Annotated in this window: 25 protein-coding genes; 1 reads left to right on the top strand and 24 read right to left on the bottom strand. The window is 68.1% G+C overall.

Features of this window, described 5'->3' with window-relative positions:
• Window positions 1-27: 27 nt before the first annotated feature.
• The 20 genes from LH390_RS01390 to LH390_RS01295 all read right to left on the bottom strand — a co-directional run bounded on the left by LH390_RS01390 (window position 28) and on the right by LH390_RS01295 (window position 21,086).
• Entirely contained in the window at window positions 28-909 is an 882-nt protein-coding gene (locus LH390_RS01390) for a 3-hydroxyacyl-CoA dehydrogenase family protein (protein WP_227282660.1), read from the bottom strand.
• 847 nt (window positions 910-1,756) lie between these two features.
• The gene (locus tag LH390_RS01385) at window positions 1,757-2,620 is read right to left on the bottom strand and encodes an urea transporter (RefSeq protein WP_227280950.1); all 864 of its coding nucleotides are present in this window, start codon (window positions 2,618-2,620) and stop codon (window positions 1,757-1,759) included.
• Between the two features lie 6 nt (window positions 2,621-2,626).
• Window positions 2,627-3,562 (bottom strand): urease accessory protein UreD, encoded by a 936-nt coding sequence (locus tag LH390_RS01380; protein WP_227280951.1) that lies wholly within the window; start codon window positions 3,560-3,562, stop codon window positions 2,627-2,629.
• The gene (ureG, locus tag LH390_RS01375; RefSeq protein ID WP_227280952.1) at window positions 3,562-4,194 is read right to left on the bottom strand and encodes an urease accessory protein UreG; all 633 of its coding nucleotides are present in this window, start codon (window positions 4,192-4,194) and stop codon (window positions 3,562-3,564) included. Before ureG ends, LH390_RS01380 begins: the two co-directional genes overlap by 1 nt.
• Before the next feature lie 12 nt (window positions 4,195-4,206).
• Window positions 4,207-4,887: an urease accessory protein UreF gene (locus LH390_RS01370; protein ID WP_227282661.1), complete on the bottom strand. Its 681-nt coding sequence runs from the start codon at window positions 4,885-4,887 to the stop codon at window positions 4,207-4,209.
• Between the two features lie 47 nt (window positions 4,888-4,934).
• Complete coding sequence (ureE, locus tag LH390_RS01365) at window positions 4,935-5,399, bottom strand: urease accessory protein UreE (protein WP_227280953.1); 465 nt, start codon at window positions 5,397-5,399, stop codon at window positions 4,935-4,937.
• A 29-nt stretch (window positions 5,400-5,428) separates the two neighbouring features.
• The gene (gene ureC, locus LH390_RS01360; protein ID WP_227280954.1) at window positions 5,429-7,153 is read right to left on the bottom strand and encodes an urease subunit alpha; all 1,725 of its coding nucleotides are present in this window, start codon (window positions 7,151-7,153) and stop codon (window positions 5,429-5,431) included.
• Entirely contained in the window at window positions 7,143-7,550 is a 408-nt protein-coding gene (locus LH390_RS01355) for an urease subunit beta (protein ID WP_227280955.1), read from the bottom strand. Before LH390_RS01355 ends, ureC begins: the two co-directional genes overlap by 11 nt.
• Before the next feature lie 23 nt (window positions 7,551-7,573).
• Entirely contained in the window at window positions 7,574-7,876 is a 303-nt protein-coding gene (locus tag LH390_RS01350) for an urease subunit gamma (protein WP_227280956.1), read from the bottom strand.
• Window positions 7,877-8,009: 133 nt separating this feature from the next.
• Window positions 8,010-9,464, bottom strand: a complete 1,455-nt coding sequence (locus LH390_RS01345) for a protoporphyrinogen oxidase (protein ID WP_227280957.1) — start codon at window positions 9,462-9,464, stop codon at window positions 8,010-8,012.
• 47 nt (window positions 9,465-9,511) lie between these two features.
• Window positions 9,512-10,573, bottom strand: a complete 1,062-nt coding sequence (gene hemE / locus LH390_RS01340) for a uroporphyrinogen decarboxylase (protein WP_227280958.1) — start codon at window positions 10,571-10,573, stop codon at window positions 9,512-9,514.
• Window positions 10,574-10,607: 34 nt separating this feature from the next.
• Window positions 10,608-13,208 carry a heavy metal translocating P-type ATPase gene (locus LH390_RS01335; RefSeq protein WP_227288250.1) on the bottom strand — a complete coding sequence of 867 codons (2,601 nt, stop codon included), beginning with the start codon at window positions 13,206-13,208 and terminating at the stop codon, window positions 10,608-10,610.
• The gene (locus tag LH390_RS01330; protein ID WP_227280960.1) at window positions 13,201-13,635 is read right to left on the bottom strand and encodes a hypothetical protein; all 435 of its coding nucleotides are present in this window, start codon (window positions 13,633-13,635) and stop codon (window positions 13,201-13,203) included. Before LH390_RS01330 ends, LH390_RS01335 begins: the two co-directional genes overlap by 8 nt.
• Window positions 13,636-13,643: 8 nt before the next feature.
• Window positions 13,644-14,234 (bottom strand): hypothetical protein, encoded by a 591-nt coding sequence (locus tag LH390_RS01325; RefSeq protein ID WP_227280961.1) that lies wholly within the window; start codon window positions 14,232-14,234, stop codon window positions 13,644-13,646.
• Window positions 14,235-14,279: 45 nt separating this feature from the next.
• Window positions 14,280-15,299, bottom strand: a complete 1,020-nt coding sequence (hemB, locus tag LH390_RS01320; RefSeq protein ID WP_227280962.1) for a porphobilinogen synthase — start codon at window positions 15,297-15,299, stop codon at window positions 14,280-14,282.
• A 112-nt stretch (window positions 15,300-15,411) separates the two neighbouring features.
• Window positions 15,412-17,139 (bottom strand): bifunctional uroporphyrinogen-III C-methyltransferase/uroporphyrinogen-III synthase, encoded by a 1,728-nt coding sequence (locus tag LH390_RS01315; RefSeq protein ID WP_227282662.1) that lies wholly within the window; start codon window positions 17,137-17,139, stop codon window positions 15,412-15,414.
• Window positions 17,140-17,753: 614 nt separating this feature from the next.
• A complete protein-coding gene (locus tag LH390_RS01310) occupies window positions 17,754-18,170 on the bottom strand; it encodes a hypothetical protein (RefSeq protein ID WP_227280963.1) in 417 nt (138 codons plus the stop codon).
• A gap of 47 nt (window positions 18,171-18,217) precedes the next feature.
• Window positions 18,218-19,129, bottom strand: a complete 912-nt coding sequence (hemC, locus tag LH390_RS01305; RefSeq protein WP_227280964.1) for a hydroxymethylbilane synthase — start codon at window positions 19,127-19,129, stop codon at window positions 18,218-18,220.
• Window positions 19,126-20,589, bottom strand: a complete 1,464-nt coding sequence (locus LH390_RS01300) for a glutamyl-tRNA reductase (protein ID WP_227280965.1) — start codon at window positions 20,587-20,589, stop codon at window positions 19,126-19,128. The genes hemC and LH390_RS01300 overlap by 4 nt, the downstream gene beginning before the upstream one ends.
• A gap of 248 nt (window positions 20,590-20,837) precedes the next feature.
• Window positions 20,838-21,086, bottom strand: a complete 249-nt coding sequence (locus tag LH390_RS01295) for a glutaredoxin family protein (RefSeq protein ID WP_227280966.1) — start codon at window positions 21,084-21,086, stop codon at window positions 20,838-20,840.
• A gap of 292 nt (window positions 21,087-21,378) precedes the next feature.
• Between LH390_RS01295 and LH390_RS01290 the strand changes: the two genes are divergently transcribed.
• On the top strand, window positions 21,379-22,431 hold the full coding sequence (locus tag LH390_RS01290; RefSeq protein ID WP_227280967.1) for an HAD family hydrolase: 1,053 nt from the start codon (window positions 21,379-21,381) through the stop codon (window positions 22,429-22,431).
• Window positions 22,432-22,503: 72 nt separating this feature from the next.
• On the opposite strand, the gene LH390_RS01285 is transcribed toward LH390_RS01290, so the two are convergent.
• From LH390_RS01285 to LH390_RS01270, 4 genes are all read right to left on the bottom strand, one after another.
• A complete protein-coding gene (locus tag LH390_RS01285) occupies window positions 22,504-22,605 on the bottom strand; it encodes a 30S ribosomal protein bS22 (RefSeq protein WP_003855542.1) in 102 nt (33 codons plus the stop codon).
• Between the two features lie 359 nt (window positions 22,606-22,964).
• Window positions 22,965-23,156 carry a helix-turn-helix domain-containing protein gene (locus tag LH390_RS01280; protein ID WP_227280968.1) on the bottom strand — a complete coding sequence of 64 codons (192 nt, stop codon included), beginning with the start codon at window positions 23,154-23,156 and terminating at the stop codon, window positions 22,965-22,967.
• A 224-nt stretch (window positions 23,157-23,380) separates the two neighbouring features.
• Entirely contained in the window at window positions 23,381-24,226 is an 846-nt protein-coding gene (proC, locus tag LH390_RS01275) for a pyrroline-5-carboxylate reductase (protein WP_227280969.1), read from the bottom strand.
• 55 nt (window positions 24,227-24,281) lie between these two features.
• Window positions 24,282-25,490, bottom strand: coding sequence for a DUF1097 domain-containing protein (locus LH390_RS01270; protein WP_227280970.1), 1,209 nt, complete (start codon window positions 25,488-25,490; stop codon window positions 24,282-24,284).
• Between the last annotated feature and the right edge of the window lie 12 nt (window positions 25,491-25,502).

The raw sequence follows: 25,502 nt of genomic DNA, 5'->3' as shown, positions 1-25,502 counted from the left end.
GGGAAGGGGGCGTCGATAAGCGAGATTTTAGGAGTGCTCGTAGAACCCCTCGCCGGACTTTTCGCCCAGCTTGCCCGCATCAATGTAGCGATGCAGCAGCTCGCGCGGACCCTCCGGCAGGTTCGGATTTTCGCTGACGTAATTCTCCTCAATGGCCAGCACCACATCCAGGCCCACCTTGTCCATCATTTCGAAGGGGCCGAACGCGGTGTGAAGCATGATCTTAAACAGCTGGTCCACATCCTGCGGGGTGGCCACGCCCTCGGCCACCACGGCCAAAGACTCGCGCTTGATCGCCGCCCAGATGCGGTTGGCAATCAGGCCGGTAGAAGGCTTGCGCGCGATGAAGGGAAACAGCCCATAGGTTTTCAGCTGCGCGGCGGCGACATCCAGGAGGTCCTCATCGGTCTGCCCGTCAGTCATCAGCTCCACGGCCAGGGCCTGCGGGGGCATCTGGAAGTGCATGTTCATCACCCGCTCGGGCGCGGTGACATTATCAATGAGCAGGTCAGAGCGGTAGGAGCTGGAATTGGTGGCCACGATCGCGTCATCAGCCGCCGCCGCATCCAGCTGGCCCAAAATCGTGCGCTTGAGCTCCGGGACCTCCGGGACAGCCTCAACGATCAGCCAAGAGTCCTTGACGGCTTCCTTCATGTCGGTGGTGGTCTCCACAGTGCCGGCAGCCACATCATCCGGAGCATCATCCGCCTGCGCACGAACCTCCAGCCAGCCGGGCAGCTGCTCATCGATGAAAGCGCGAGCCGCCTCCAGGACAGACTCATCGGTGTCATTGATGCGCACCACCCCACCGCGAGTGAGGAACATCAAGGCGATGCGCCGGCCCAACGTGCCGCCGCCAATGATGGTGATGGGACGCTGATCAATATCGTGCGGGGTGCTCATAGTCAGTTCTCCTTTGTGGAATGGAACTCCGCTGGTTGTGCGGGGAGGTTTTGATCCTGCTGGGTTCCGGATTGGTTATGGCTTCGGCCAGCCTTGGCTGTATACAGCTCGACTGTACCCACGGCCGAGACTCCGCGCACGAGGGTGAGCGCGCATGAAGCCACCACCCCCGCATGTCCCGGAGTGCGTACCCTGGTCACTGATTGCGCACATCCGCCCTAGTGCTCTAATCCCGTCAATTTTTACAGCCCAGCATGCTCACCACGATTCTTTAAGGCCCCGTATTTCCATGCGTTGCACTGATGCCACGCCAGGACCGTGAAGGCCCCGTCTCGCCCCAACCCATCGCGACCACGTCACACACCTATCGACGCTCCCTGCACCACCCGACGCCACACCTGCACCCTGCGGCGTCACCTCTGCACCGTGTGACTGGTGGGGTTTACACGGTGCGTTTTCGGGGGTGAAAAACCGCTGTTTCGGGGGTGATTTGTGCACTCTGTTAATCACACCAGTCACACGGTGCATGGCGCGGGGCAAAACGGTGGGAGCGGGAGGGTCGTAGCAAGGGCGGGAGTCTACAAGGTTCGCAAGGCAGAGGCTTATCGACGCCCGCGGGCTTCCTAAGCAAGAACCGTCTGCTCATGCTCGGGGGTTTGCCCGCGTCCCCCGGGGCGAGGTTCGCGCTCTCCGGGAGGGCCCCCACATGCACCGTGTGACTGGTGGGGTTTACACGGTGCGTTTTCGGGGGTGAAAAACCGGTGTTTCGGGGGTGATTTACGCACTCTGTTAATCACACCAGTCACACGGTGCAGGGCGGGTCGCAGGACGAGTCGCATGGTGGGTCAGAGAACTAGCCACGCGGAAGGCCCTCCAGCGCCCGCCCAAGGAGCAGCCCCGCCCAGGTGCCGGCGATGAACGGCCATGTGAACACCCCGATTCCCAACGCCACTAGCCCCGCCTGGACGAGCAGCGCTACGACCACCCCTGCGGCCGTGGCACCGGCCCGCACTGGCAGGGATGCCTGCGGCAGGAACACCGCCCCGACGGCGATGGCCACCAGTACGGAGCAGTAGGACGGCACGCCGGTGGCCAACGCGTCGGTATCCACTCCGGGTAGCACCACGGCGAGGCACGAGGCTGCCCAGCCGGCGAGGGCCCAGGTGGCGATTCGCCACCCGGCGAGGGCCAGGCCGGCAAGGATGATCAGCCCGGGTAGCCAGCCGTCGGCACGGCATACCTCGGCCATGGCGTTGGCGGCGCCAGCAATGACCGGCCCGTGGCTGGGCGCGGGGAGGTCGGCGCGGGTGGGGACAACCGCCACAAGGGCGGTGCTCAGGGCACAAAACGGCACGGTGAGCACCGGCAGATCCCACCGCTTGTTGCCGCGTGTTGCCAGGCGGGCTACAAGCAGGTGGATCGGCACGCACAGCATCGCACCAATCGCGGTGACTGCCACGCCTGTCCAGCTCAAGCCCAGGCAGGCCCAGGTGGTGGTGCCGCATAGGGCGCCGTTGTAGCCGAAGAGTCCGGCGCGCACCTGCGCGTCTGGTACTCGCATAGCGCGCGCGGCCAGCGGCTGGATGGCCGCGCCGATGGCCACCAGGACAGCCATGTCGGGGGCGGCTATCGCCAGGCCGGCGAGGATGAGCACGCCGGTCAGCGGTGAGGAGGCCAGGTAGATTTGGGCCAGCCCTCGGGCAAGCGCAGTGAGCATGGCGGGTTAGTACTTTCTTAAGTTCAGGGGCCCTTGGTCGTGCAGCCGGGCGCGCACCTCGTTGAGCAGGCAGGTGTGCAGGCGCGCGATGTCGCTGGTGGAGGTGCCCAGGCTGCGTACCAGCAGTCCGGCGGGCAGGCCCGGCGCGCTGTGCAGCTGCGCGATCCCGGAGGCCGGAGCCGTGGCGGCGGTGATGTCGTGGAGGCGTTGGGTGAGGGGGGCGTCGATAAGCGGGTCGATGACCAGCAGTGTTCCGGTGTGGGTGTGGCCTTCGAGGATGCCTATGCCGGTGAGGTCGCGGCGCGGGTCTAGGCGCAGGTGATCGAGTAGGAGGCGCCGTGGGCCGGTGGGGGTGTCTACGCGGACGTCGCAGCGCGCGGTGAGCAGGTCCCAGCCGAACGGCTCGCCGGTGGGTGACCAGCCGGGGGTGATGATCTCCGAGGTCACTAGGGACGCATCGGGGGCCATGAGCACCTCGGTGGTCTGGCGGTAGGCGCCGTCGCGGTAGACGATGAGCTGGTCCGGGACGTATTCCAGGCGTGCCCCCGCCCGCAGGCGCAGCCGGGTGTGTTGGCGGGCCGGGCCCTGCGGGGTGCGGTAGACCTTGGTGGCTGACTGGGTGGTCAGCAGGGCCGCAGCGCCGTCGGCGACCTCCACGTCTACCAGGTAGCTATCTCCGCCGAGGTATCCGCCGCCGGGGTTGACCAGCGTGTAGGAGACCTGCCCGGATTCGTCAAGGTAGTGGGGGCGCAAAACCCGCAGGGCGCCCTCGTGGAATTGTTCTACTGCCACGGCGCGCTGGCCGTTGGGTGCGGCGGGGGCGGGCCGGGTGGCGATGCGCAGGGTGAGCTGGCCAGTCCAGTCGCCGGGGTCGCGCAGGGCGGCACCCGCGGAACGGGCGGCACCCGCGCGATGAGCAGCACCCGGAAGCGGCACGCCCACTAGCCCAGGTCCTGCATGAGGACGTCGTGGCGGATCCAATCAATCACCTGATCCAGGCCCTCGTCGGTTTTCAGGTTGGTGAGCACGAAGGGTTTGTCGCGGCGGAATTGGCGGGCGTCGGAAACCATGACGTCGAGGTTTGCGCCCACGTAGGGCGCCAGGTCGGTCTTGTTGATGATGAACAGGTCCGACTTGATCATCCCTTGACCGGCCTTGCGGGGGATCTTCTCCCCTTGGGCGACGTCGATGATGTAGATGGAAAAGTCCACCAGTTCCGGGGAGAAGGTGGCGGACAGGTTGTCGCCGCCGGATTCGATGAACACCAGGTCCAGGTCGGGGAACTTGGCCATCAGGTCGCGCACCGCGGCCTCGTTCATGGAGGGGTCTTCGCGGATGGCGGTGTGCGGGCAGCCGCCGGTTTCAATGCCGACGATGCGTTCCGGGTCTAGCACCCCGTTGGCCGCCAGGATTTTGGCGTCCTCGATGGTGTAGATGTCATTGGTCACTGCGGCCATGGATAGCTCGCCGTCCAGTGCCCGGGTGATGCGCTCGACGAGCTGGGTTTTGCCCGCGCCGACGGGCCCGCCGACGCCGATGCGCACCGGGGTGGATTGTTGTTGCTCAGTACTCACGTGTGGCTCCTTCTAGCTCATAAACATGCGGGCGCGCTGGACCTGGTGGTTCATTTGGGCGATCTCCAGGCCCGGCGGCATGGCGCCAAAGTCCTCTTCGCCCAGCCCCGCGGAGGCTTGCGTTGCCTGGCGCACCCACGGCTGGGCGGCCCGGATGACGCGCTGCCCGGCGTCCTGGCCCAGCGGCACCGCGCGCACCGCGTTTTGGGTGAGGGTGATGGCCGTGGAGTACAGGTGCGCGGCCACCGCCCGGTCCGCATCTATCCCGAGGTGCTGGCACACCAGCCCCCATGCGATCGACTGGTGCCCCACGTAGTGCTGCTTATCGACGCCCCGGTGGTACTCCTCCACCCACCGTCCACCGTAGGCGGGGGCGGCGATCTGTAGTAGCCGGCGGCCTTGTGTCGCCCCGGCGCGCCGGATTTCCTCCGGCACGGCCGCCACCAGGGCGAGCTCATCAAGGTCCGCCAGCTGCGCCGGGCTGGCGACGCGGTAGGCGGCGCGCACCAAAAGCGCCTCGGTGTAGGTGAGCTGTTCGGTGATGAACATCTCTAGCCAGGCGGCAAAAGTGGGCTCATCGACAACGACCTGCCGGTCGAGGTAGGTCTCGCAGCCCAAGGAGTGGGAGAACGCCCCGGTGGGCAGGGCGGAGTCGGCCAGCTGCATGAGGGCGAGCTGGGCGTCGATAGTCATTGTTGCGGCGGTGCTGGTCGCGGCGTCGGCAGTAGCAGCCGTGCTCATCAGTGGGTGTGCTCCGCGTGGCGGAAAGGCACCGGCAGCACGCGCTGCTCCCGGTGGTAGTTCACGCCCGCATGCTCCAGGTAGTCCACCACCGTCTGGTCAAAGGCCACCACCATGGACTGATCCGGGAACTGGGCCGGCAGGTGCCGGTTGCCCAGCGCGTGGGCGACGGTCCCCATCTGGTGAATATCTGCCGGGGTGATCACCAGCACGTCGGTGGGCTCGGCACACACGACGATGGCGTTATCCTGCTCCAGGACCAGCACATCGCCGTCGCGCAAGTCGGCCGCGCCGGCAGGCAGCCGGATACCCAGCTCGGTGCCGTGATCCGTGGTCACCCGCTGGATCCGTTTGACCAGCGCCTCCCCGCTTAAAGTCACGCGCTCCTGGTGCCGGGCGGCCACGGCGGCGCCCACCCCGGTCGGATCATCATGAATGTTGCCTGCGATGCCAGTAATGATCACCGCAACCACCTTTCGCTTCAGCAAGATTGTTAGAACAGGAAGTAGCGCTGCGCCATGGGCAGCGTCGCGGCGGGCTCGGCGGTGATGACCTCACCGTCCACGCACACCACGTAGGTCTCCGGGTCCACCGTGATGGTGGGGGTCAGCCCGTTATGCGGCAGGTCCGCCTTGGTCAGCGTGCGGATGCCTGAGCACGGGCGGATGATCTTGTGCAGGTCAAGCTGGCCGGCCACATCGGCCGCCACGGCCGCCTGGGAGACAAAGGAAATGGAATTGCGCCCCACCGCGGTGCCATAGGCCCCGAAGGCCTTGCGGTAGGCCACCAGCTGCGGGGTAGGGATCGACGCATTGGGGTCGCCGCAGGGGCCGTGGACGATCTGCCCGCCCTTGATAATCATGTCCGGCTTGACCCCAAAGAACTTGGGTTCCCACAACACCATGTCCGCAAACTTGCCCACCTCAATCGAGCCGACGGAATCGGCAATACCGTGGGCCAGCGCCGGGTTGATGGTGTATTTGGCCACGAAGCGCCGAATGCGGGCATTGTCCCCGCCGCCAGCGGCCGCGTCCTCCGGGTAGGTGCCCCGCTGCCGCTTCATGGAATCCGCCACCTGCCAGGTGCGCAGGATCGTCTCCCCCACCCGGCCCATCGCCTGGGAGTCGGAAGAGGTGATAGAAAACACGCCCAGGTCATGGAGGACATCCTCGGCGGCGATGGTCTCGGTGCGGATACGTGAATCCGCAAACGCCACATCCTCCGGCAGGTCCGCGTTGAGGTGGTGGCACACCATGAGCATGTCCAGGTGTTCCTCGGCGGTGTTGCGGGTGTAGGGCAGCGTGGGGTTCGTCGAGGCGGGCAGCACGTTGCTATCGCCGGCCAGGGTGATGATGTCCGGGGCGTGCCCACCGCCAGCGCCCTCGGTGTGGAAGGTGTGGATGACGCGCCCGGCGATCGCCGCGCGGGTGGACTCCACAAACCCGGCCTCGTTGAGGGTATCGGTGTGGATGGCCACCTGGGTGTCAGTGGCGTCAGCAACCTGCAAGGACAGGTCGATGGTCGCCGGGGTCGCACCCCAGTCCTCGTGCACCTTCAGGCCGATCGCACCCGCGGTGATCTGCTCCTCCAGCGCCGCGAAGGACGTCCCGTGCCCCTTGCCCAAGATGCCAAAATTCATGGGGAAGGCCTCCAGGGAACGCAGCAGCATGGCAATGTTCCACGGGCCCGGGGTCAACGTGGTGGCCTTGGAGGACTCCGACGGCCCGGTGCCGCCGCCGATCATGGTGGTAATCCCAGAGACCAGGGCGGTTTCAATCTGATCCGGGCTGACAAAGTGAATGTGGGTGTCAATCCCGCCGGCGGTCAGGATCTTGCCCTCCCCGGCGATGACATCCGTACACACGCCGATGGGGATGGTCGCCCCGTCCATGATGTCCGGGTTTCCGGCGTGCCCAATGGCGCAAATATGCCCGTCGCGCACGGCCACGTCCCCCTTGTACACGCCGGTGTAATCAATGATGATCACGTCCGTGATCACCAGGTCCGGCAGCCCGGGATCCGCGCTGCGGGGGTTTTCTCCCCGCTCGCCCATGCCCACGCGGACGACCTTGCCGCCACCGAAGACGGCCTCCTCGCCGGGCAGGGTCAGGTCCCGCTCGATGCGGGCGAAAAGCTCGGTGTCAGCCAGGCGCACCTGGTCGCCCACGGTGGGCCCGTAGAGGCCGGCGTATTGCTGGCGGGGCATCTCAAAGCTCATGGTGGCGGGCCTCCTTCGTGGTGGTGTCCTGCTCGTCCGCAGCGGCATCCGCAGCAGCACCCGGCGCAGCAGCGTCCGCAGCAGCGGCGCCGTCGAGCGGCCCGTCGACAGCGTTGCGGAACCCGCGCACGATCCGGTTGCCGGCCAGCGGAATCAGCGGCACAGTGGTGGCGTCGCCGGGTTCGAGGCGCACGGCGGTGCCAGCCGGGATGTCTAGGCGGTGGCCGCGGGCGGCGTCGCGGTCGAACTCAAGGGCCGGGTTGGCTTCAGCAAAGTGGTAGTGGGAGCCCACCTGGACGGGCCGGTCGCCGGTGTTGGTCACGCTGAGAAGGATGCGCTGGCGCCCGGGATTGCAGGTGATGGGCTCCGTGCACAAGACGTATTCCCCTGGAATCATGTGCGGTGTTCTTCTTTCTGCTGTTAGCGGATGGGGTTGTGGACGGTGACCAGCTTGGTGCCGTCGGGGAAGGTTGCTTCCACCTGCACGTTGTCAATCATCTCCGGGACGCCTTCCATGACGTCTTCTGCGCGCAGCAGCGTGGTGCCGTAGGACATCAGTTCTGCCACGCTCATCCCATCGCGGGCGCCTTCCATCAGCTCGTAGGTGATGATCGCTACGGCTTCTGGGTAGTTCAGTGCCAGGCCGCGGGCTTGGCGTCGGCGCGCCAGGTCGGCGGCGACGACGATGAGCAGCTTTTCTTGTTCTCTGGGTTGTAAGTGCATGAGCGGCGACCAGTCCTGCGTTGCTTTTTAGGTAATAGAATCAAAACATCCGCCGCGGGTGTGCTGCGAAACTCTCACCCATGGCGGATATTTTCGACCCCCAAAGCCTACGCCCCCACTAGTGTGGCGCCAATCACTTACCTTCCGCGGGGCCTGCTTCTGCACCACTACCAGCGGCGGCGGCACGCGCAGCGGTGGCGCGCGCGTCAACGATGACGGCCGGGACTCCCACTCCGCCGGCCCAGGCGCCGGTGGCCTCCAGCCCGGGGACGTCGGCGAGGGCTGCGCGCACGGTGGCGACGGTGTCGAGGTGGTGCTCGTCGTAGCGGGGCAGCGCGCCGAACCAGCGCTGCACAAAGATCTCTGCCGGGTTAGCGGCGCGCCCGTCGAAGCCGGTGATGTGCTGGAGGTCATCCAGGGCGTAGTCCACCAGGGTGTCTTCTTCGGCGCGTACCAGGGAGTCATCGCCAAAGCGCCCGAAGCTGGCCCGCACGAGCGCCCCGCCGCGCTCGCCCAGGTGCGGCCACTTGCGCGAGGACAGGGTGAAGGCCTTGGCATGCACGCCGGGTTCGTCGGCGGCGACGAGCACCCCGGAGTTCTCCGGCAGGCCGGCATCCGAGTCGAACTTCATGGTCACCAGCGCGCAGCTGGCCAGCTTGATGGACTTCATTGCCGCGCCCGCGCGCCCGGCGGCGTCCTCCCCGGCAGCACCCAGGGTGCCCAGCAGCAGCGCGGTGGTCGGTGCGGGGGTGGCCAGGATGAGGCGATCGTAGGCGCCCTCCCCGGCGCCGGTCAGGGTGAAGCGGCCATCCTTGTCGCGCCCGATGCCAGAGACGAACGCGTCGACGTAGATGTCCGCCCCGCTGCGCTGTGCCAGGGTCTCATACAGCTCCTGGTAGCCCTCCTTGAAGGTGCCAAAGATGGGTGCGGGCTTCGCCCCGGGCGTGGGTGCGGGCCGGTGAGACAGGATGCGGCCCACCGCCCCGGAGAGTGTCACCGGGGTGCCTTCTTGGGCCAGCTCGTCGAGCGCGGCGGCCAGCTGCGGGATGGTGGCGCGCACCCCGAGGTCGTCGGCGGAGCAGGAGTACACCCCGCCGAGCAGGGCGGCGACCAGGCGGTCGGCCACCTCATCGCCGTAGCGTTGGCGTACCAGGGCGCCGAGGTTGGTGTCGCCGCCGACGGTCCAGTCGATGGGCTCGGCGTCGCCTTCGGCGTCGATACGCGCGGCGGTCTCCGCGGAGACCAAATGCGCGACCGCGGCGCTGGAGCCGGGCACCCCCATGACGGTGGCGCCGGGCATGTCCTTGAGCTGGCCGCCGGTGTACAGCAGCGAGCGCGCCCCGGAGGGGTAGACCACGGAGTCTTCTAGGCCGAGCTCGGTGAAGAAGTCTCGGGCGGCGGCGTGCCGGGCGATAAACGCCTCCGCACCTACGTCCACGGGCCCGCCGGAGAAGGGCACCGTGTAGAGCTTGCCGCCGATGCGCCCGGCAGCCTCGAAGACCTCGATGGCGGCCTGGTCATCCTGGCGGGCGATTTCATAGGCGCAGGTCAGGCCGGCTAGTCCGGCCCCCACAATGGCGTAACGCATGGGCGAAGACGCGTCCTTTCAAAAAAAACGGAAAATGCGAACGTGTGTTAGGGCTCGTGGATGATCTCCACGGCCTTGGTGATCGCTTCGGCCGGGGTGTCTGGCAGCACGCCGTGGCCCAGGTTGAAGATGTGCCCGGTGGCCTGCCCGGCGGCTATCGCCCGGGCGGCGTCCGCCTTGATGCGCGCGACTTCCGCGCGCACGGTGGCCTCTCCGGCAAAAAGGATCGCTGGATCCAGGTTACCCTGGAGCACTTTCGGCTCCGCTGCCGCACAGATGCGCGCGGCCGCACGATCCAGCGGCACCCGCCAGTCCACACCCACCACGTCCGGGCCTGCGGCGGCCATATCGCCGAGCAGCTCCCCGGTGCCCACGCCGAAGTGGATGCGCGGCACCCCGGCGCTTTCCAGCTCCGCGAAGATGTGCCGCGAGTGCGGCTCAACGAAGGTGCGGTAGTCATATTCGCTCAGGTAGCCGGCCCAGGAGTCGAACAGCTGCCAGGCGTCTACGCCGGCGTCGAGCTGGATGCGGATGAACGCCAGCACGGTTTCTACCAGGGACTCCATGAGCGCGTTCCACGTGTCCGGGTCGTTGTGCATGAGCGCCTTGGTGTTCTGGTGGGTCTTGGACGGCCCGCCCTCCACCAGGTAGCTGGCCAGCGTAAACGGCGCGCCGGCGAACCCGATGAGCGCCTGGGTGTCCGTCAGCTCCTCCAGGATCGTGGCAATGCCCTCCCGGATGGCGGGGATGTCCTGGTCCAGTCGCGGCAGCTTATCGACGTCCCCTCTCCCGCGGATCGGCTGCGCCACCACCGGCCCGCGCCCCGCGACGATATCCACGTCCACGCCCGCCGCCTTGAGCGGGACGACGATGTCTGAAAACAGGATCGCCGCGTCGACGTCGTGGCGGCGCACCGGCTGGAGGGTGATCTCCGCCAGCAGGTCGGGCCGGAAGCAGGACTCCAGCATGCCCACCCCCTCCCGGATGGCGCGGTACTCCGGTAAGGAGCGGCCTGCCTGGCGCATGAACCACACCGGTTGGCGGGTGGGTGCGGTGCCGGCGGCGGCGTCGAGAAGCGGGGCGCGGTGAAGCTGTCGGCGAGAAGTCATGGCTCCCATCCTGCCTCACCGGGCCCCGGGGAGGTTAGCGCAGGGCCTTGCGCACCGAATTGGAGCGGGCCTCAATGACCAAAGAAGACGCCAGCATGAGCACCGTGGCCACCATGGGGTGGAGCAGTCCCGCCAGGGAGGCCACCACCGCCAGCCCGTTATACGCCCAGGCAAAAAGGATATTGCGGTCGATGACGCTGCACACCGTGCGCGCCAGCCGGATCAGCTGGGGCACCGCCTTGACGTCATGGCGCAGCACCACCACGTCGATGCCGCGGTGGCGCCCGCGGGAGACGTGCTCAAAGGAGATCTCATCGCTGATCAACAGCCCAACATCCGCGACCTCCAGGCACTGCGTGACCGAGGAGTCGCCCACCATGGCCACCCGGGCGCCGCGCGTATGCACCGCACGGATGGTGTACTCCTTGCGGCCCGGGGCAATGCCGGCGAGCACCCGGTCGATGCCAATGCGGTCCGCAAAGCGCCGCCCTACCGGGTAGGTATCCCGGGTGAGCATCATCGTCTCTAGGCCCATCTCGCCGAGCTCGCGCACCGCCCGCGCCGCATCATCCTTGACCGAATCGTGCAGCGTAATCACGCCGCGATCCTTGCCGTTCCACGCCACCACCAGCGGGGTGCCGCCCGCGATGGCCGCGGCCGCCAACTGCCCATCCAGCTCAGAAAGGTTGCGCGGGCGCCACAGCTTGGCCGGGATCAGCCGCGAATGCGTCTGGCCCTGGGCGTCGGTGACCTCCATATCGATGGTGGCCACAAACGCCCCATCCGCGTCAATGCCCAGGTGGGACACCTCAATCCAATTCGGGATGTCATCCCCGCCCGAGCCCTGGTCACGGGCCTGGCGGGCCGCATGCACAATCGCTTGCGACGCCGGATGGTCCGACTCCAGGCACAGCGCGCCGGCCACCCGCAGCACCAACTCCGGGTTCTCCCCCCGATCCGCCGTCACCGTCTCCACCACCATGTCCGGCTCCGCCAGGGTGCCCACCCGGTTAAACACCACCGTGTCCACCATCTGCAAGCCCCGCATGACCTCCCCGGCGCGCAGCAGCATCCCGCCCCGCGCGGCCGTCTCAATGCCCAAGCGCAGCGCCAACGCCGAAGACAACGCCAGCGCCGCCGGGGCCACGCTGGCCAACACCGCCAACGCCGAAGACAACGCCAACGCCAAGTTATTCGTGGCCAACGCCCACAGCGCGAAGCCGCCCGCGGCCAGCACAAACGCCACCGGGATCAGGGTCGACGCCGTGCGCGTGGACAGCATCACCGCATCGTTTTGGTGCCGATTGACCGCCGCGATCCAGCGCTCCACCCCCGCCATGCGGGTGCGGTGCCCCGTGCGGTGCACCCGAATCTTCAGCCGGTGCGTGACGTTGAAACTGCCCGCCGCCACCCGGTCATCCACGTCCACCTCGAAGGTGGCGGCCTTGCCTGTCGACGCCGCCGCAATCACGCTCGGGCGCACAGTACTGTGCCCGCCAACCACCACCCCATCGACCGGGATGAGCTGGCCCGGCTCAACCAGCACGTCATCGCCCACGTTGATCTCCCCGATGGTGGTGACCTCCTTGGTCACCTCACCGGTCGCCCGATTCCGCCGCGCCACAGTGATCTGCTCCTGCGGATCCACGTGCTGGGCAGCCAGCTCCTCCAGCAGGCTCGACCGGGACTGGATAGACAACTTCCGCCCGCACAGCAGCAGCGCCGTCACCCCGCACGCGACATCAAAAAACAGCTCCGTCGCATCCCCGCGGCCCGGATCATAGGCCGCCAACAGGTGCGGGGTGCCCCGCCAACCAATAGTTCCCGCCTCCGTCACACACAACGCGCCGACCGACCACACAAACGCCAAAACGATGGCAATAGAGCTCGCGCCATCCAACGCCACCGCGCCGCGGCGCACCCCGCCGGCCATCGCCCGGTGGAAAGGAAACGCACACCACGTCACCACCGGCAGCGTCAACGCCGCCACCAGCCACTGCCAGCCGGCAAACTGCCACGACTCCCGGTAGGACAACGCCAGCACCGGCACCGTGAGCACCACCGCCATGAACAGGCGCGGCGTGGTAATCAGATCGCGGGCCGTATACAGCACATCCCGGTCCACCGTCTGGCCCGTCGCCGGGTCCACCGCGCCGCCCTCCGGGCGCCACTGCGGCTGGCGCCCAGAAGAAGCAAAAAAGCCCGAGCGGCGCGCCTGCTCCAAACTCTGCGCCTCCTCCTCGGCGTGGCGGCGCGCCTTCCTGTTCGCATAGCTCTTCGGCAGCGCATCCGCGGACTCCCCCCGCAGCATCGAGCGGCGCCGCAGCGACGAATCCGTCATCACCGCACGCACCCCAAAGGTGGCAAACACCTCCACGATCCGCTGCGGCGGCAGCCCCTCCGGGGCCGTGATCCACGCCGACTTGGTGCTATAGACCACCCGGGCGCGCACCCCCGGCAGGGCGTGGAGCGCGGCCTCAATATCCGGGATGACGGGGGCCTCATCCAAGCCCTCAAGCTCGAAGGCGTACGACGTCTTGTGCGTCGACTCCTCCAGCTCCACGGCCGCGCCAAAACCCGCCTGCGCCGCCGCCTGCTTGGCCTGACTGATCGCCTCATCTACAACGTCAGACACGCCCCCACCACCTTTCTGCGACCCCACCCGACGCCCCAGACGGCGCCGCGACGAGCCACACGACAATCACTAACAACACCTCATTGACCACCAGCGCCATGCCGACGACCTGAAGTGCCAACCCCACCAGATTACCTACCGCGGCGACCCCCACCACGCCCACGCACCAGCGCCGGGCCCGGGCGCCGCCGCCGCGCAGCTGGGCGGCCATCAACGCCAGCCCCACCCCGGTCAGCAGGGCAAAGACGGCCATGAACTGCCTGTTGTGCGCCAACGTGACCGCGGCGGCAGCTTCGGCATCGATAGCAGCCTGCGGCAGCGGCGTGGCCCACAATTCCAGGGCACACACCACCTGCGCGACCGCCGCGACCAGCGCCACCAGCCAGGCGACCTGGAGCCGGCGCGCGGAAGGACCGTGAAGACTCATCCGGTTAACTATGCCTGCGGCCCGCCGCCGGGGCCGCGGCGCACCACTTCCCCGGTCCAGCGCAACGTATCCTGCCGAAACAGGAACACCAGCGCCATCGCGGCCACCACGCCCACCACCACCTGGGCGGCGCCGTCTACCGCATAGAACGCCACCGGCACCGAGGTGCCGCCGGGGTGCAAGGAAAAGACCGTCACGGCGCGCAGGACATAGTAAAAGCCGAAGAACAGCAGCAGCCTTCGGCCCCCGGCCGCCCAGCGCCCGGGGCGCACCACGGTGCGCACCATCCACGCCAGCACCCCCACGATGATGAGAGACAGCCCGGCGGACATGACCACCGAGGCCACCATGGCCACGTCCACGATCCCCGCGGGCAGCGCCGTGCCATCCGGCATGGCGTCAATCTGCTTGGTCACCGCGGCGCGCAGCAGGCTGGGATCCAGCAGCGTGATCACCGCGCCGAGGAGTGCATGGGCGGCCTCGATGAGGAGGATCCAGGTCCACAGCCGGCCGGTGAGGACCACCGATTCGGGGCGGTGGGCGCCGGCGGAGTCCGGCTGGGTGTGCGAAGGGGGCGTCACGGCCTGAGTGCTGTCCACGTCTGTTGGCTGCATCCTTAAAAAAGCGAGTGTGTGCTGCGTAGTCTAGCCGCGCAAGGCGCGGGCCGCCTCGGTGGCAAAGTAGGTCAGGATCTGGTCCGCCCCGGCGCGCTTGATGGAGGTCAGGGCTTCCATCATCACGCGATGCTCATCGATCCACCCGTTGGCGCCGGCCGCCTTGATCATGGCGTACTCGCCAGAGACCTGGTAGGCCGCCACCGGGACCGGAGAGACCTGGGCCACCTGGTGCACGATGTCCAGGTAGGGCAGGGCGGGCTTGACCATGACGATGTCCGCGCCTTCATCAATATCCAACTCCACCTCCAGCAGCGACTCCCGCGCATTCGCCGGATCCTGCTGGTAGGTGCGCCGGTCCCCCTGAAGAGAACTGCCCACGGCGTCCCGGAATGGACCAAAAAACGCGGAGGCGTACTTGGCGGAATACGCCATGATGGACACATCCTGGAAGCCCTCCTGATCGAGCGCGTCCCGGATCGCCAGAATCTGGCCGTCCATCATCCCCGACGGGGAGACCATGTGCGCCCCGGCGCGGGCCTGGGCCACGGCCATGGCCTGGTAGAGCGGCAAGGTGGCATCATTGTCCACCACGCTGGCGCCATGGCGGTCCGTGACCACCACGCCGCAGTGGCCGTGGTCAGTGAACTCATCGAGGCAGGTATCCGCCATGACGATGACATCATCGCCGAAGCGCTGCCGCACCGCCGCAACACCGCGGTTGAGAATCCCCTCCGGGTCCCACGCCACCGAGCCGGTGGCATCCTTATCCTGCGCCAGGGGCACCCCAAAGAGGTCGATGCACAGCACGCCGGCCTCGGCGGCCTCCTCCACCGCGCGCAGCAGGGAGTCCTGCGTGTGCTGATAGACCCCGGGCATCGAGGCGATCTCCCGAGGAGCATCAATGCCGTCCGCGATGAACATGGGCAAGATGAGGTGCTGGGGGGCAAGGGTGGTCTCGGCGACCAGGCTGCGCAGCGCCGGGGTAGTACGCAACCGCCGGGGGCGGCGGGCAGGACGGGTGACGGGGTAGTCGAAAGAGTCCACCATGGAAACTACTTCTTCCTTTCTCACAGGGACGCGCGGGGCGGACGGGGCCCGCTGCCCGCGCGCTGTCTGCTGGCCCATTCTATCCACCCCACCATGTCGGCCACGCCGGGGCTTAGCCCTGCTCTGCGGCGGCCTCCGGCTTGCGCCGCGCCCGGCGCTTCTTGCGCGGCGGTGGCAACTGCCCTGCCGCACGCAGCGCGGCGACGTGGGCGGCGAGGGCGTCGACAAGCGAAGGAATATCCGCGACCTCCGGAACCACATCCACGCGCAGCCCCATCTCCCGGGCCGTGTGCGCGGCCGCCGGGCCGATCGCCGCGATGATGGTGCGCCGGTGCGGCTTGCCGGCGATGCCCACCAGATTCTTCACCGTCGAAGAAGAGGTGAAACACACCGCGTCAAAGCCACCGGACTTAATCATGTCCCGGACCTCCGCACTCGGCGGGGCTGCGCGCACCGTGCGGTAGGCCACCACATCATCGACCTCCCAGCCCGCGGCCTTGAGGCCTTCTACCAGCACCTCACTGCCCAGGTCCGCCCGCGGCAACAACACCCGACCCACCGGGTCAAGGTCCTCCACATACTCCGGGAAAACCTCCACCAGCCCGTGCGCATTCTGGCGCGTCACCGGCGGAGTCACCTCCGGGGTCAGGCCCAAATCACGGATCGCCTGCGCGGTCTTCTGCCCCACCGCCGCCAGATGCACACCGGCAAAAGCCCGCGCATCCAGGCCAAAGGCGGCGATCTTCTCCCAGACGGCATCCACCGCATTGACGGAGGTAAACACGATCCACTGGTAGCGCCCCTCCACGATGCCCTTGATGGAACGCTCCATCTGCAACGGGTTGCGCGGCGGCTCCAAGGAGATGGTGGGCACCTCCTGCGGGATGGCGCCGTGGGTTGCCAGGCGCGCGCTCATTGGCGCCGCCTGCGACTTCGCCCGCGGGACCAGCACCCGCCACCCGTAGAGCGGCCGGTTTTCCCACCAGGAGTACTTGGAGCGATCGTCCACGGCCGTGCCCAGGGTGACCACCAGGGCGCCGTCGAGCTCCGCATCCAGCTTGCCCAGGGTGCCCAAGGTGACGTCGAACGTACGCTGCAGGCGGGTGGTGCCGTTGACGGTCACCGACGCCGGCATGCTCGCCGCCAGCCCGCGCTGCTGCAACTGGGCAGCAATGGTGGGCAAGTCTTCCTTCCGGGCCTGCAACACCAGCGGCTGCGGAGCCCCGGCGAGCTGATCCCAGTCCACGTCCTCAACAGTGACGTCCATCTCCGTATACGCCGAGCCCAAGGCGATGCCCGCGAAGGCCGGCACCGTCGACGGCAGCGACATGCCCGGCACCACCTGGAAATCCACCCCGGCGGTGGCCACCGAGTTGATCTCCGCGAGGACCGACTCGCGCGACAGCGGGTTGCCGGCCACCAGGCGCACCACGTCCTCACCGTCGGCGACAAGCTGCGCAAGCAACTCGGCCAGCTGCGGGGACCCGGCAGGCAGGTCGGTGATGTTGGCGGCCGTCGGCGGGGCCGGCCGCGGCGGCTTGCGCCGGGCGCCGGACTCCTTGGCCTCCTCAATGAGCGCCTGGTAGTCCTTGTCCGCCTGGTCGATCTTCTCCTGCGGCACCGGCACGGAGGCGGCGATGATGTCACGCACCCCGGGCAACACGTCCGGGTCGACGACGGCGGTGGCGTTGTGGGAGAGCACCTCGCGGGCGCGGATAGTCAGCAGATCCGGGTTTCCCGGGCCCGCGCCGACGAAGAAGACGGTGCCTGCCGCTGGGGCAAGCTGGCCTGGTTGGACAGCGTGCGGGACGGCCTGCGGCGAGGAAGCCTGCTCGGGCATACTCATATGCTTGTTTCTAATCTCCGTCGACATGGGTTGAAATCGGGTACAGTACACGGACGTGCCGCCTGCCCGCCGCGCGGCTGGCAGGCCCGCGGCAGCCTGACTGCCCATCGGCTCCGACACGTGCCAGGCCTTGTCCACCAAAGCCCGGGCATGACCGGATCCCGCGGCCCTGCCCCACGGGGGAGGACACGCGGCGCGCATCGGTGCGCAGTCACCCGGGCCGGGCACAACCGCAGGCCTGGCGCAGCAACGCACAAGCCACGCGGCACGCGGATGGAAGGCCGGGCTGGACACGGCGCAAGGGGCTGAAAGGCAGTCCCCCACTTCCGTGCTGCGAGGCCTGCCCAACATCCGCAGGGCAGCCCCCAGTCACCACTGCGCACATGCAGTGTGGTATTCACACCATAATTGAGTCGCGGGCTAATGGAAAACCGAATCGGGATCACCGCGGCCATTCCTGCGCGCCCGCACCCGCGTTATGCAGGGCCGACGCCACGATTTCGCGCTGGGCGAACCTTCGGCATCGGCTGCGGCTTCCGCGCCCCAGCCACAGCCGCAGCCACAGCCTCCGCTCGGCAGCCACAGCCTCCGCGCCGCCGCCACCGCGCCTACGACGTGACCCGCTGAAGCTGATCTTGCCACCCGCTCAGCAGCTGCGGATCTGCGGTGACGATCACCCGGGAGACAGTCGCCCGGGTCAAATCAAGGACCAGCCCGGGCTGGTGCGTGGCACCCCCGTCTTTCTGGGAGGCGTGGCGGGAGCGGTGGCAGGCAACAAAGACCAGCCCGCCGGTGGCATCCGGGTGGTCGAGGGTGCCGGTGGTCAGCAGGCCGCGGACGTGGGTGGCCGCCTGGCCGCGGGTGTTGGGCTGTTGGAGTTCCGGCAGTTCATAGACGTCGGGGACAATGCTGGCGTGGCTGATGGCGCGCAGCGGGATGGTCAGGTTGGACCGCCGCGCGGCGATTTTTTCCCACCATTGCAGCTGCACGGTGACGTGGTCTGGTGAGATTTCCAGGAAGGCCAATCGGGGTTCCTTCGGGGCAGGTGAAGCAAACGGGAGGCCGGGCGGAATTAGGGCGCGTCGGCGGTGGCCATGAGGTCGCGGGCGCCCCCGCCTAGGAGTTCGCCGGCGAGGCTTTGACCTAGCTCTGCCGCGTTGCTGCGGGCCCCGGTGATCTGGGATACCAGGCGTGCGGATCCGTCGAGGGCAAAGACCCCGGCGGTGAGGGTGAGGTGGTCCCCGTCGAGGGTGGCGTGGGCGGCCACGGGCGCGGTGCAGCCTGCTTCGAGCGCGGCGAGGAGGGCGCGTTCGGCGCGGGCGGCGTCGGTGGCGTCTGGGCAGGCGAGGGCGTCGATGGCGGCGACGGCGCGGGCGTCGTCGGCGCGGCACTCTACGGCCAGGGCGCCTTGGGCGGGGGCGGGCATGAGCACGGTGGGGTCAAAGACTTCGGTGGCGTGGTCCTGGCGTCCGACGCGGCTCATGCCGGCGTAGGCGAGCACGATGGCGTCGAGTTCGCCGGAGAAGACCCGGCCCATGCGCGTATCGATGTTGCCGCGCAGCGGGCGCACGCTGAGGTCCGGGCGCACCGCGCGCAGCTGGGATACTCGCCGCGGCGCCGAGGTGCCCACCGTGGCCCCCTCGGGCAGGTCCTTGAGGGTTAGCCCGTCGCGGGCCACCAGCGCCTCGCGGGGGTCTTCGCGCGGGGGCACGATGAGGTGGAAGCGGGGGTCGGGTGCGGTGGGCAGGTCCTTGAAGGAGTGCACGGCGATGTCACATTCGCCGCGGTCAAGGGCCTCGCGCAGGGCCTGGGTGAACACGCCGACGCCGATGCGCTCGACGGGGGCCATGTTGACGTCGCCTTCGGTGGTGACGTGGTGCAGCTGGGCATGATAGCCGTGACCGGCCAGTGCGTCACACACGTGGCCGGATTGGGTGGTGGCCAGCAGGCTGGCTCGCGTTCCGATGGTCAAGCTGTCATTCATGCAGTCTCCCGTGCACACTCGTTTGCCGTGCGCCCTTCCGTCTCAGCGGCAGCGCCGGCGCGGAAGTCCTGCGCCGGCAAGGCGGTGGCCTCCACCGCAACCGACCGGTCCTGGTCATTTCCAGCGTCGAGCCCAAAGAGCTCCTGGAGGGCGGAGTCGTAGGAGACGGTACCCGAATCCGCGGCCAATTGCTTGACCTTGACCGTGGGGTTGTGCAGAAGCTTGTCCACCACCCGGCGCAGGGAGCGGGAGACTTCGTCGAACTCCTGCTCGTCCATGTCGGGGGTGCGCCCGCGCAGGCGGCGCAGCTCCGCGCTGACCAGCTCATTGGCGTGCCTGCGCAGCGCGGCGACGGCAGGCACAATGTCGCGCACCCGCTGGGCGGTGGTGTAGGACTCCAGCTCCTCGGCGACGATGCGCAGTGCCTGGGCGTGGCCATCGGTGCCCTTGGTGGGCAGGGTGACCACGGCGGCGTCGTTATCCGCACCATCCCCAGCACCCGGCTGGGTCTGGGCGGCGCGGCGCTGATGCAGCTGCTCGATGTTGATCAGGTGCACACCAGGATGATCGGTGACGTCGGCGGTGATGTCGCGGGGCATGGACAGGTCCACCAGGGTCAGCGAATCCGTCCGCTGCTGCGGGATGTCCGCCCCGGTGATGGTGGCGGTGTGCGCGCCGATGGCGGACACCGCGATGTCCACGCGCGCCAGGGCCGCCCGCCGCGCGGAGAAGTCCACCACTTCCGCGTCCACCCCGGCCTGCCGGGCGTGGTCGGCTAGTCGCTCGGCGCGCGAGCGGGTGCGGTTGGCAATGATCAGCCGGGAGATGCCCAGCCGGCCCAGGTGCGTGGCCGCCAGGGAGGCCATCGCCCCCGCGCCCAGCACCAGGGCGGCGCGTCCGGCCAGCGGGCTCGGCGCGCCCTTGACCCCAAGCTGCTCCAACGCCCCGTCGAGGGCGTAGGAGACCATGGAAGCTCCGGCGTCATCGATGGCGGTCTCCGAGTGCACGCGCTTGCCGGTGTGCAGCGCCGTCTGCGCCAAGGTGTGCAGCACGGGGCCCACGGTCTTCCAGTCCGCGGCCTCCTGGTAGGCGGCGCGCATCTGGCCGATGATCTGCTGCTCGCCGACGACCATGGAATCTAGCCCCGCGGTCACCGCCAGCATGTGCTCAGCCGCCGCGTCCGCGTAGCGCACGTACAGGTAGCTGCGCAGCGTCTCCGCATCGACCCCGGAGGCATCGTGAAGCACGGCCACCACGTCCTGCACGCCCGGGTGGAAGCTGTGCGCCACCACGTAGATCTCCAGACGATTGCAGGTGGACACGATCATCGCTTCAGACAGCGAAGGCCGCCCCGTCAGCTGCACCGCCGCGCGCCGCCGAGCAGGAACATCCATGCTCAGCTTCTCCAAAAGCGCTACCGGAGCTGACTTGTGTGACATGCCTACAACGAGCACACTCACGCCGACTTCACCGCTTCCCTTCGGACCCGCGCCACACTGGGCCGGTCTGCCTGCCCCACCCGGGTAGGGCAATCATGCATGTGTGGAACCCTTCAGCGGACCGCTACGCCTGGGTGCTACGCCTGGGTGCAGCCCCGTCACGCCGTGCAGTACGCCCTGCAGTACTTCTTGCAGTACTCCTTGCAGTACTCCTTGCAGTACAAGGGTTCGCTTTACTGCCAGTCAACGCTAATAGGGCCCCTGACCTGTTACAACAAAGCGAGGCCTAACTCATCATTGTCTACTTCCCAGCACGCAAACTCCTCCCCGTCGATGACCACCACCGGCACCCGGTCCCCAAACTCGGCCGCCAGCTCCGGATCCGCGTCCACGTCGCGCAGCACCAGCCGCGCACTGCGGGCCGCAATCACCGGCTCGATCTGGGCGGCCACGCGGTCGCAGGAGCCACACGTTGCGCGCACCATCAATTCCACCAGGTGTGCTTGATCAGGCATCATTTTCCTCACTGTTGTGCTGCTCGCCCGGGCCCGGCAATCCTCCCGGGCGCGGCCAGGGTGCGCGCGGCACCGTGGTACTGGTGGTGCCGATGGTGCTGGCTCTCCGAAGTTGCCCGCTTGTCGACGCCCCAGTTGCGCGCGCGCCGCGTCCTTGTAGGGTTAGCATCCCACAGCCGCACCGCGCACGGCGCCAACGGGCATGCGGCAATATGATGAAAGGCACACCCACTACCCCACCCCCGTGGGGTACCCCCGGGTCGCATCATCGAAGGAAGGTTTCTGAATCTAAGCGATGAACTCAGTCGAGCCACCACTGTTTCCCTCCTCCCCCCGCGAGTTCCTAGCAAGCTGGTCCACCAGCCACGGCAACCTCCGCAACTTCCTGGAGACCACCGCACTACCTCCGCTTGACGACGCCGCCCAACTCGCCGCCGGCCAAGCCGCCGCCGCAGCAGCGGTGCGCGACACCTTCGACCTCGACCTGGACTCCTTCAGCTCCGGGGTGGACTCCGTGAGCGGATCCATCCAGGCCGCCGGGGCGCTGCGTCTGTCCCCCACCGACCCGGACGTTCCCCAAGAGCCCGGCGTGGCCGCCTTCTTCGACGTGGACAACACCCTCATTCAGGGCTCCTCCCTGGTGGCCCTGGCCCTGGGGCTAGCCCGCAAACGCTACTTTAAAATCCACGAGATCCTGCCCATCGTGTGGAAGCAGATCAAATACCGCGTCACCGGCTCCGAAAACGCCGAGGACGTCGCCGAGGGCCGCGCCCAGGCCCTCGAGTTTGTCCGCGGCTATGACGTCGCCGAGCTGGCCCGCATCTGCGACGACATCGTGATCAACCGGGTCGAAGACCGCGCCTTCCCCGGCACGCGCAGCCTGGCAGAGATGCACCTAGCCGCCGGCCACCAGGTGTGGCTGGTCTCCGCCACGCCCGTCCAGCTCGCCCAGGTCATCGCCCGGCGCTTCGGGTTTACCGGGGCGCTGGGCACGGTCCCGGAGGTCAAGGACGGAAAGTTCACCGGCCGGCTCGTCGGCGACATCCTCCACGGGCCGGGCAAGAGCCACGCGGTGGCGGCGCTGGCCGCCATAGAAAAGCTCGACCTGTCGCGCTGCACCGCGTACTCCGACTCCGCCAATGACATCCCCATGCTGTCCATGGTGGGCACCGCCGTGGCCATCAACCCGGACCGCAAGCTGCGCGCCGAGGCCCAGCGCCGCGGCTGGCAGATTCGTGACTACCGCAACGTGCGCAAGGCCATCCGCACCTTCGGGCTGCCCGGGCTGGTCACCGCGGCGTTTAGCCTGGCCGGGTGGCGGTGGCGGCGCTACCTGCACCGCGCCTAACGGCGCCGCCCCCTCAGATGCCGACACCCCCTGCCGCTGGCTGCGACAGGGGGTGTGTGGTGGGTGCTGGGTTTACTTGCCCAACTTACGACGCTGCACGCGGGTGCGGCGCAGCATCTTGCGGTGCTTCTTCTTGGACATGCGCTTGCGGCGCTTCTTGATCACAGAACCCATGGAGTTCTCCTCGCTACTTCTTTGACGTCATGTACGTACATTTCCTTGCCCGCGCCCTGCCGAGCGTCCACAGCCCCCAGCCGGGAAGCCGGCCAGCCCACCCGGGCACAACCTGGGCGGTGCGGCGGCGATGGTGTGACGCGGATGTGCACGTCTCACGCGACACGCAGCCGGCAGGGGCATGCTCAAACAAGGCGTCAGGCACGAATGCGCCCATTCTAGCTAGGACGCAACCAGCGGCCAAAAGCCGGGTCCCGCGACGCGCGCCCACAGCCCGTGACGCACCACACCCCCGCGGGCCCGAAAGAAGGAGGACGCGGGGGTGCGGTGAGGCGTGCTGGCGTGATGCCGAAGTCCGACTAACCCACCTCGTAGTACGAGGAATCGAGGTAGTCATTGACCGCCTTCTCATGCACCCGGAAGGAGCGCCCGACGCGAACCGCCGGAAGCTCGCCCGAATGAACGAGACGGTAGACAGTCATCTTGGAGACTCGCATGATCTCCGCGACCTCGGCAACCGTCAGAAACGTTGCCTTGTCATCGTGTGCCATATTTTTCACCCTTCAAGCCGTGGCGCGCTGCAGGCTTCCCCTCCCGCAGTGAAGTCACGCACGTGCTCGGTTCAGCTTAGCGTGAAACATGTGACTGTTGCGACCCAAGTTGGTTATTTTTTCTTATGGGGCTGATGGCGCTGGTGACGCCTGCAACAACGGGGACAACACTCCCCCCGCCGCGCCCGGCGGGGGTGCCCCCGTGGGGGGGAAGCGGCCTCCCGCTAGTCGTCCTCGGAGGAGGAGCTGGAATCCTCATCCTGCGCGCCAAACTCCGCCGCGCGCGAGACACACGCCTCCACGGCGCGGAAGAACGCGCCGCGCAGCCCGGATTCCTCAAGCTCGCGCACCGCAGCAGACGTCGTCCCGCCGGGGGTGCAGATCTGCTCGCGCAAATCGGTGGGCGACTCCTCACCGGCGGCAAGCATCGCACCGGCGCCCTCAATCGCGCCGCACACCAGCGCCCGGGCGGTGGCCCGGGGCAGCCCCTGATTCACACCGGCATCAATCATCGCCTCGGCGACCAGGTAGATATAGCCCGGCCCCGAGCCGGACATTGCCGTCGCGGCATCCATTTCTTCTTCCGCGACGGTGACCACCGTGCCCACGGCGGACAGGACCTCAGACAGGGTTGCCATCTGGTCCTCGTCCACAAACCGCCCCGGCGTCACCGCAAAGACCCCCAGGCGCTTGTGCATGGGCGTATTGGGCATCACCCGCACCACGGGCGTACCCGCGGACAAGGCGTCAGCCATCGTCTGAATGGTCACCCCGGCGGCGAAGGAGACCACCACCGGCTGGTTGTCATTGTCGCTGACGGCCTCCGCGATCTCCTCGAGCACCCCAGGCACCACACCGGGCTTAACGCACACGATGATGACCTGCGCCTCGGATGCGGCGCGCGCATTGTCCAGCTCGGTGTGCACCCCATATTTTTCCGCGAAGTACTCGCTGCGCTGGGCGCGCCGGTTGGACACGGTAATGGTGGACGGATCGGCCCCAGAGGAGATCAGGCCGGCGACGAGCGCCTCCCCAATTTCGCCTCCGCCGATCACGGCGATAGAAGTCATGCCCACTACCCTGCCATAAGGCGGCGGTAGTGGGCACGCTGAGCCGGATTGTCTCCTAGTGGCCCAAGATGGTGGGCACGTAGGGCCCGAAGGTCATGGCCAGGCCCACCACGGCGGCCAGCACCATGGACAGGGAATCCCGGGCGGTGCGCAGGAAGTGCACGCCGGCAACCATCACCGCGGTCACCGCCAGGGCGGCAAGGCCGATCATGATCCGGGACATCCCCGAATCCCACAGTTGCTTGAATGCCAGGAAGACGATGGCGCCGAGCACCACGCCCACCACGGCCAGCAGGATCGCCCCGCCGAGCCCGCCGGAGGCGCCTTCTGCGTCCTCGTCGCTGTCGCGGACCAGGTCGCGCTCCCCGTGCGGGCGGGCCGCCGGGTGGGGGCGCGCCGCGGTGGCGTGCACGTTGTAGCTCTCCACCGAGGGGGTGTCCGTCTCCCCGAGGGCGCGGTTGTACTGCTCCGCGTCCTCCTGGCGGGCATCCGCCGAAGCGGAGGCATCGGGGCCGTCCGGCACCCGCGGGATGCGGCCGGTTTCATCCGCACCCACGCCCTGATCCTCGTGGCGCTCCTGCTGCTCGCTGGCCCGCAGCGCCGTGGCAGAGGCCCGCGCCTGGGCCTGCTGCACCCGCTGCTCGGCCCGGGCCGAGGACTTCAGCCCGCGGTCCATGCCGTAGATGACGGCCGTGTGTTCAGAGCTGGGAGAGGACTCCGGGCGCGGGGCCGGCGGCGTCGGGGCCGTGCCGGGGGTGCGCTGCGGAATCGGCCACGGGGAGGGGCGCTGCCCGGTGGGCGGCTGGGCCGGTGCGGTGCCGGCCGGAACCTGGGTGACAGCCGGCTGGTTGTCCGCATACGAGTGTGGCTGGGCCTGCGGCTGGGGCTGGGTGCGCGGGCGTTCGATGCGGCTGGCCCCTCCCGGGGCGGGCCGCTGGACCTGCTGCGGAGTCGGCTGGTGGGCCGGCTGGGGGACCTGTTCCACGGCCGGGGGTGCCTGTTGCGCCGGCGGTACCGCGCCGCCGTGGTGGTGGCCGTGTGGCGCGCGGAGGGACTCTTCGGTGTCCATGGGCACCGAGGAGTGCCGGGGCTCTACCGGCTTGTCCGTCACCCGTGCCATCGACCCCGTAAGCTCCGCGACGGAGATTCCGCCCTGGTCGATGCTCCGGTGGCGGCGACGTCCGGAGCCGCTGCCGGCAGCGGCGCCCTCCCCGCCGGCGCGGGCAAGGAGCTCGGCGACGGTGAGTTGTTTGTCGTCACTCATGAGGTGGCGTCC

Source organism: Corynebacterium uberis (assembly GCF_020616335.1).
GTDB lineage: Bacteria > Actinomycetota > Actinomycetes > Mycobacteriales > Mycobacteriaceae > Corynebacterium > Corynebacterium uberis.
This window is presented reverse-complemented; position numbering and strand designations above follow the sequence as displayed.

What these genes read in the sequence shown, in the direction of transcription:
- LH390_RS01355 (WP_227280955.1), bottom strand. Translation starts at nt 7,550, where the DNA reads ATGATTCCAGGGGAATACGTCTTGTGCACGGAGCCCATCACCTGCAAT.
- LH390_RS01370 (WP_227282661.1), bottom strand. Translation starts at nt 4,887, where the DNA reads ATGACTATCGACGCCCAGCTCGCCCTCATGCAGCTGGCCGACTCCGCC.
- hemB (WP_227280962.1), bottom strand. Translation starts at nt 15,299, where the DNA reads ATGGTGGACTCTTTCGACTACCCCGTCACCCGTCCTGCCCGCCGCCCC.
- LH390_RS01385 (WP_227280950.1), bottom strand. Translation starts at nt 2,620, where the DNA reads ATGCTCACTGCGCTTGCCCGAGGGCTGGCCCAAATCTACCTGGCCTCC.
- LH390_RS01290 (WP_227280967.1), top strand. Translation starts at nt 21,379, where the DNA reads ATGAACTCAGTCGAGCCACCACTGTTTCCCTCCTCCCCCCGCGAGTTC.
- LH390_RS01295 (WP_227280966.1), bottom strand. Translation starts at nt 21,086, where the DNA reads ATGATGCCTGATCAAGCACACCTGGTGGAATTGATGGTGCGCGCAACG.
- hemE (WP_227280958.1), bottom strand. Translation starts at nt 10,573, where the DNA reads ATGACTTCTCGCCGACAGCTTCACCGCGCCCCGCTTCTCGACGCCGCC.
- LH390_RS01350 (WP_227280956.1), bottom strand. Translation starts at nt 7,876, where the DNA reads ATGCACTTACAACCCAGAGAACAAGAAAAGCTGCTCATCGTCGTCGCC.
- LH390_RS01280 (WP_227280968.1), bottom strand. Translation starts at nt 23,156, where the DNA reads ATGGCACACGATGACAAGGCAACGTTTCTGACGGTTGCCGAGGTCGCG.
- hemC (WP_227280964.1), bottom strand. Translation starts at nt 19,129, where the DNA reads ATGAATGACAGCTTGACCATCGGAACGCGAGCCAGCCTGCTGGCCACC.
- proC (WP_227280969.1), bottom strand. Translation starts at nt 24,226, where the DNA reads ATGACTTCTATCGCCGTGATCGGCGGAGGCGAAATTGGGGAGGCGCTC.
- LH390_RS01270 (WP_227280970.1), bottom strand. Translation starts at nt 25,490, where the DNA reads ATGAGTGACGACAAACAACTCACCGTCGCCGAGCTCCTTGCCCGCGCC.
- ureC (WP_227280954.1), bottom strand. Translation starts at nt 7,153, where the DNA reads ATGAGCTTTGAGATGCCCCGCCAGCAATACGCCGGCCTCTACGGGCCC.
- LH390_RS01315 (WP_227282662.1), bottom strand. Translation starts at nt 17,139, where the DNA reads ATGCCCGAGCAGGCTTCCTCGCCGCAGGCCGTCCCGCACGCTGTCCAA.
- LH390_RS01285 (WP_003855542.1), bottom strand. Translation starts at nt 22,605, where the DNA reads ATGGGTTCTGTGATCAAGAAGCGCCGCAAGCGCATGTCCAAGAAGAAG.
- LH390_RS01330 (WP_227280960.1), bottom strand. Translation starts at nt 13,635, where the DNA reads ATGAGTCTTCACGGTCCTTCCGCGCGCCGGCTCCAGGTCGCCTGGCTG.
- LH390_RS01345 (WP_227280957.1), bottom strand. Translation starts at nt 9,464, where the DNA reads ATGCGTTACGCCATTGTGGGGGCCGGACTAGCCGGCCTGACCTGCGCC.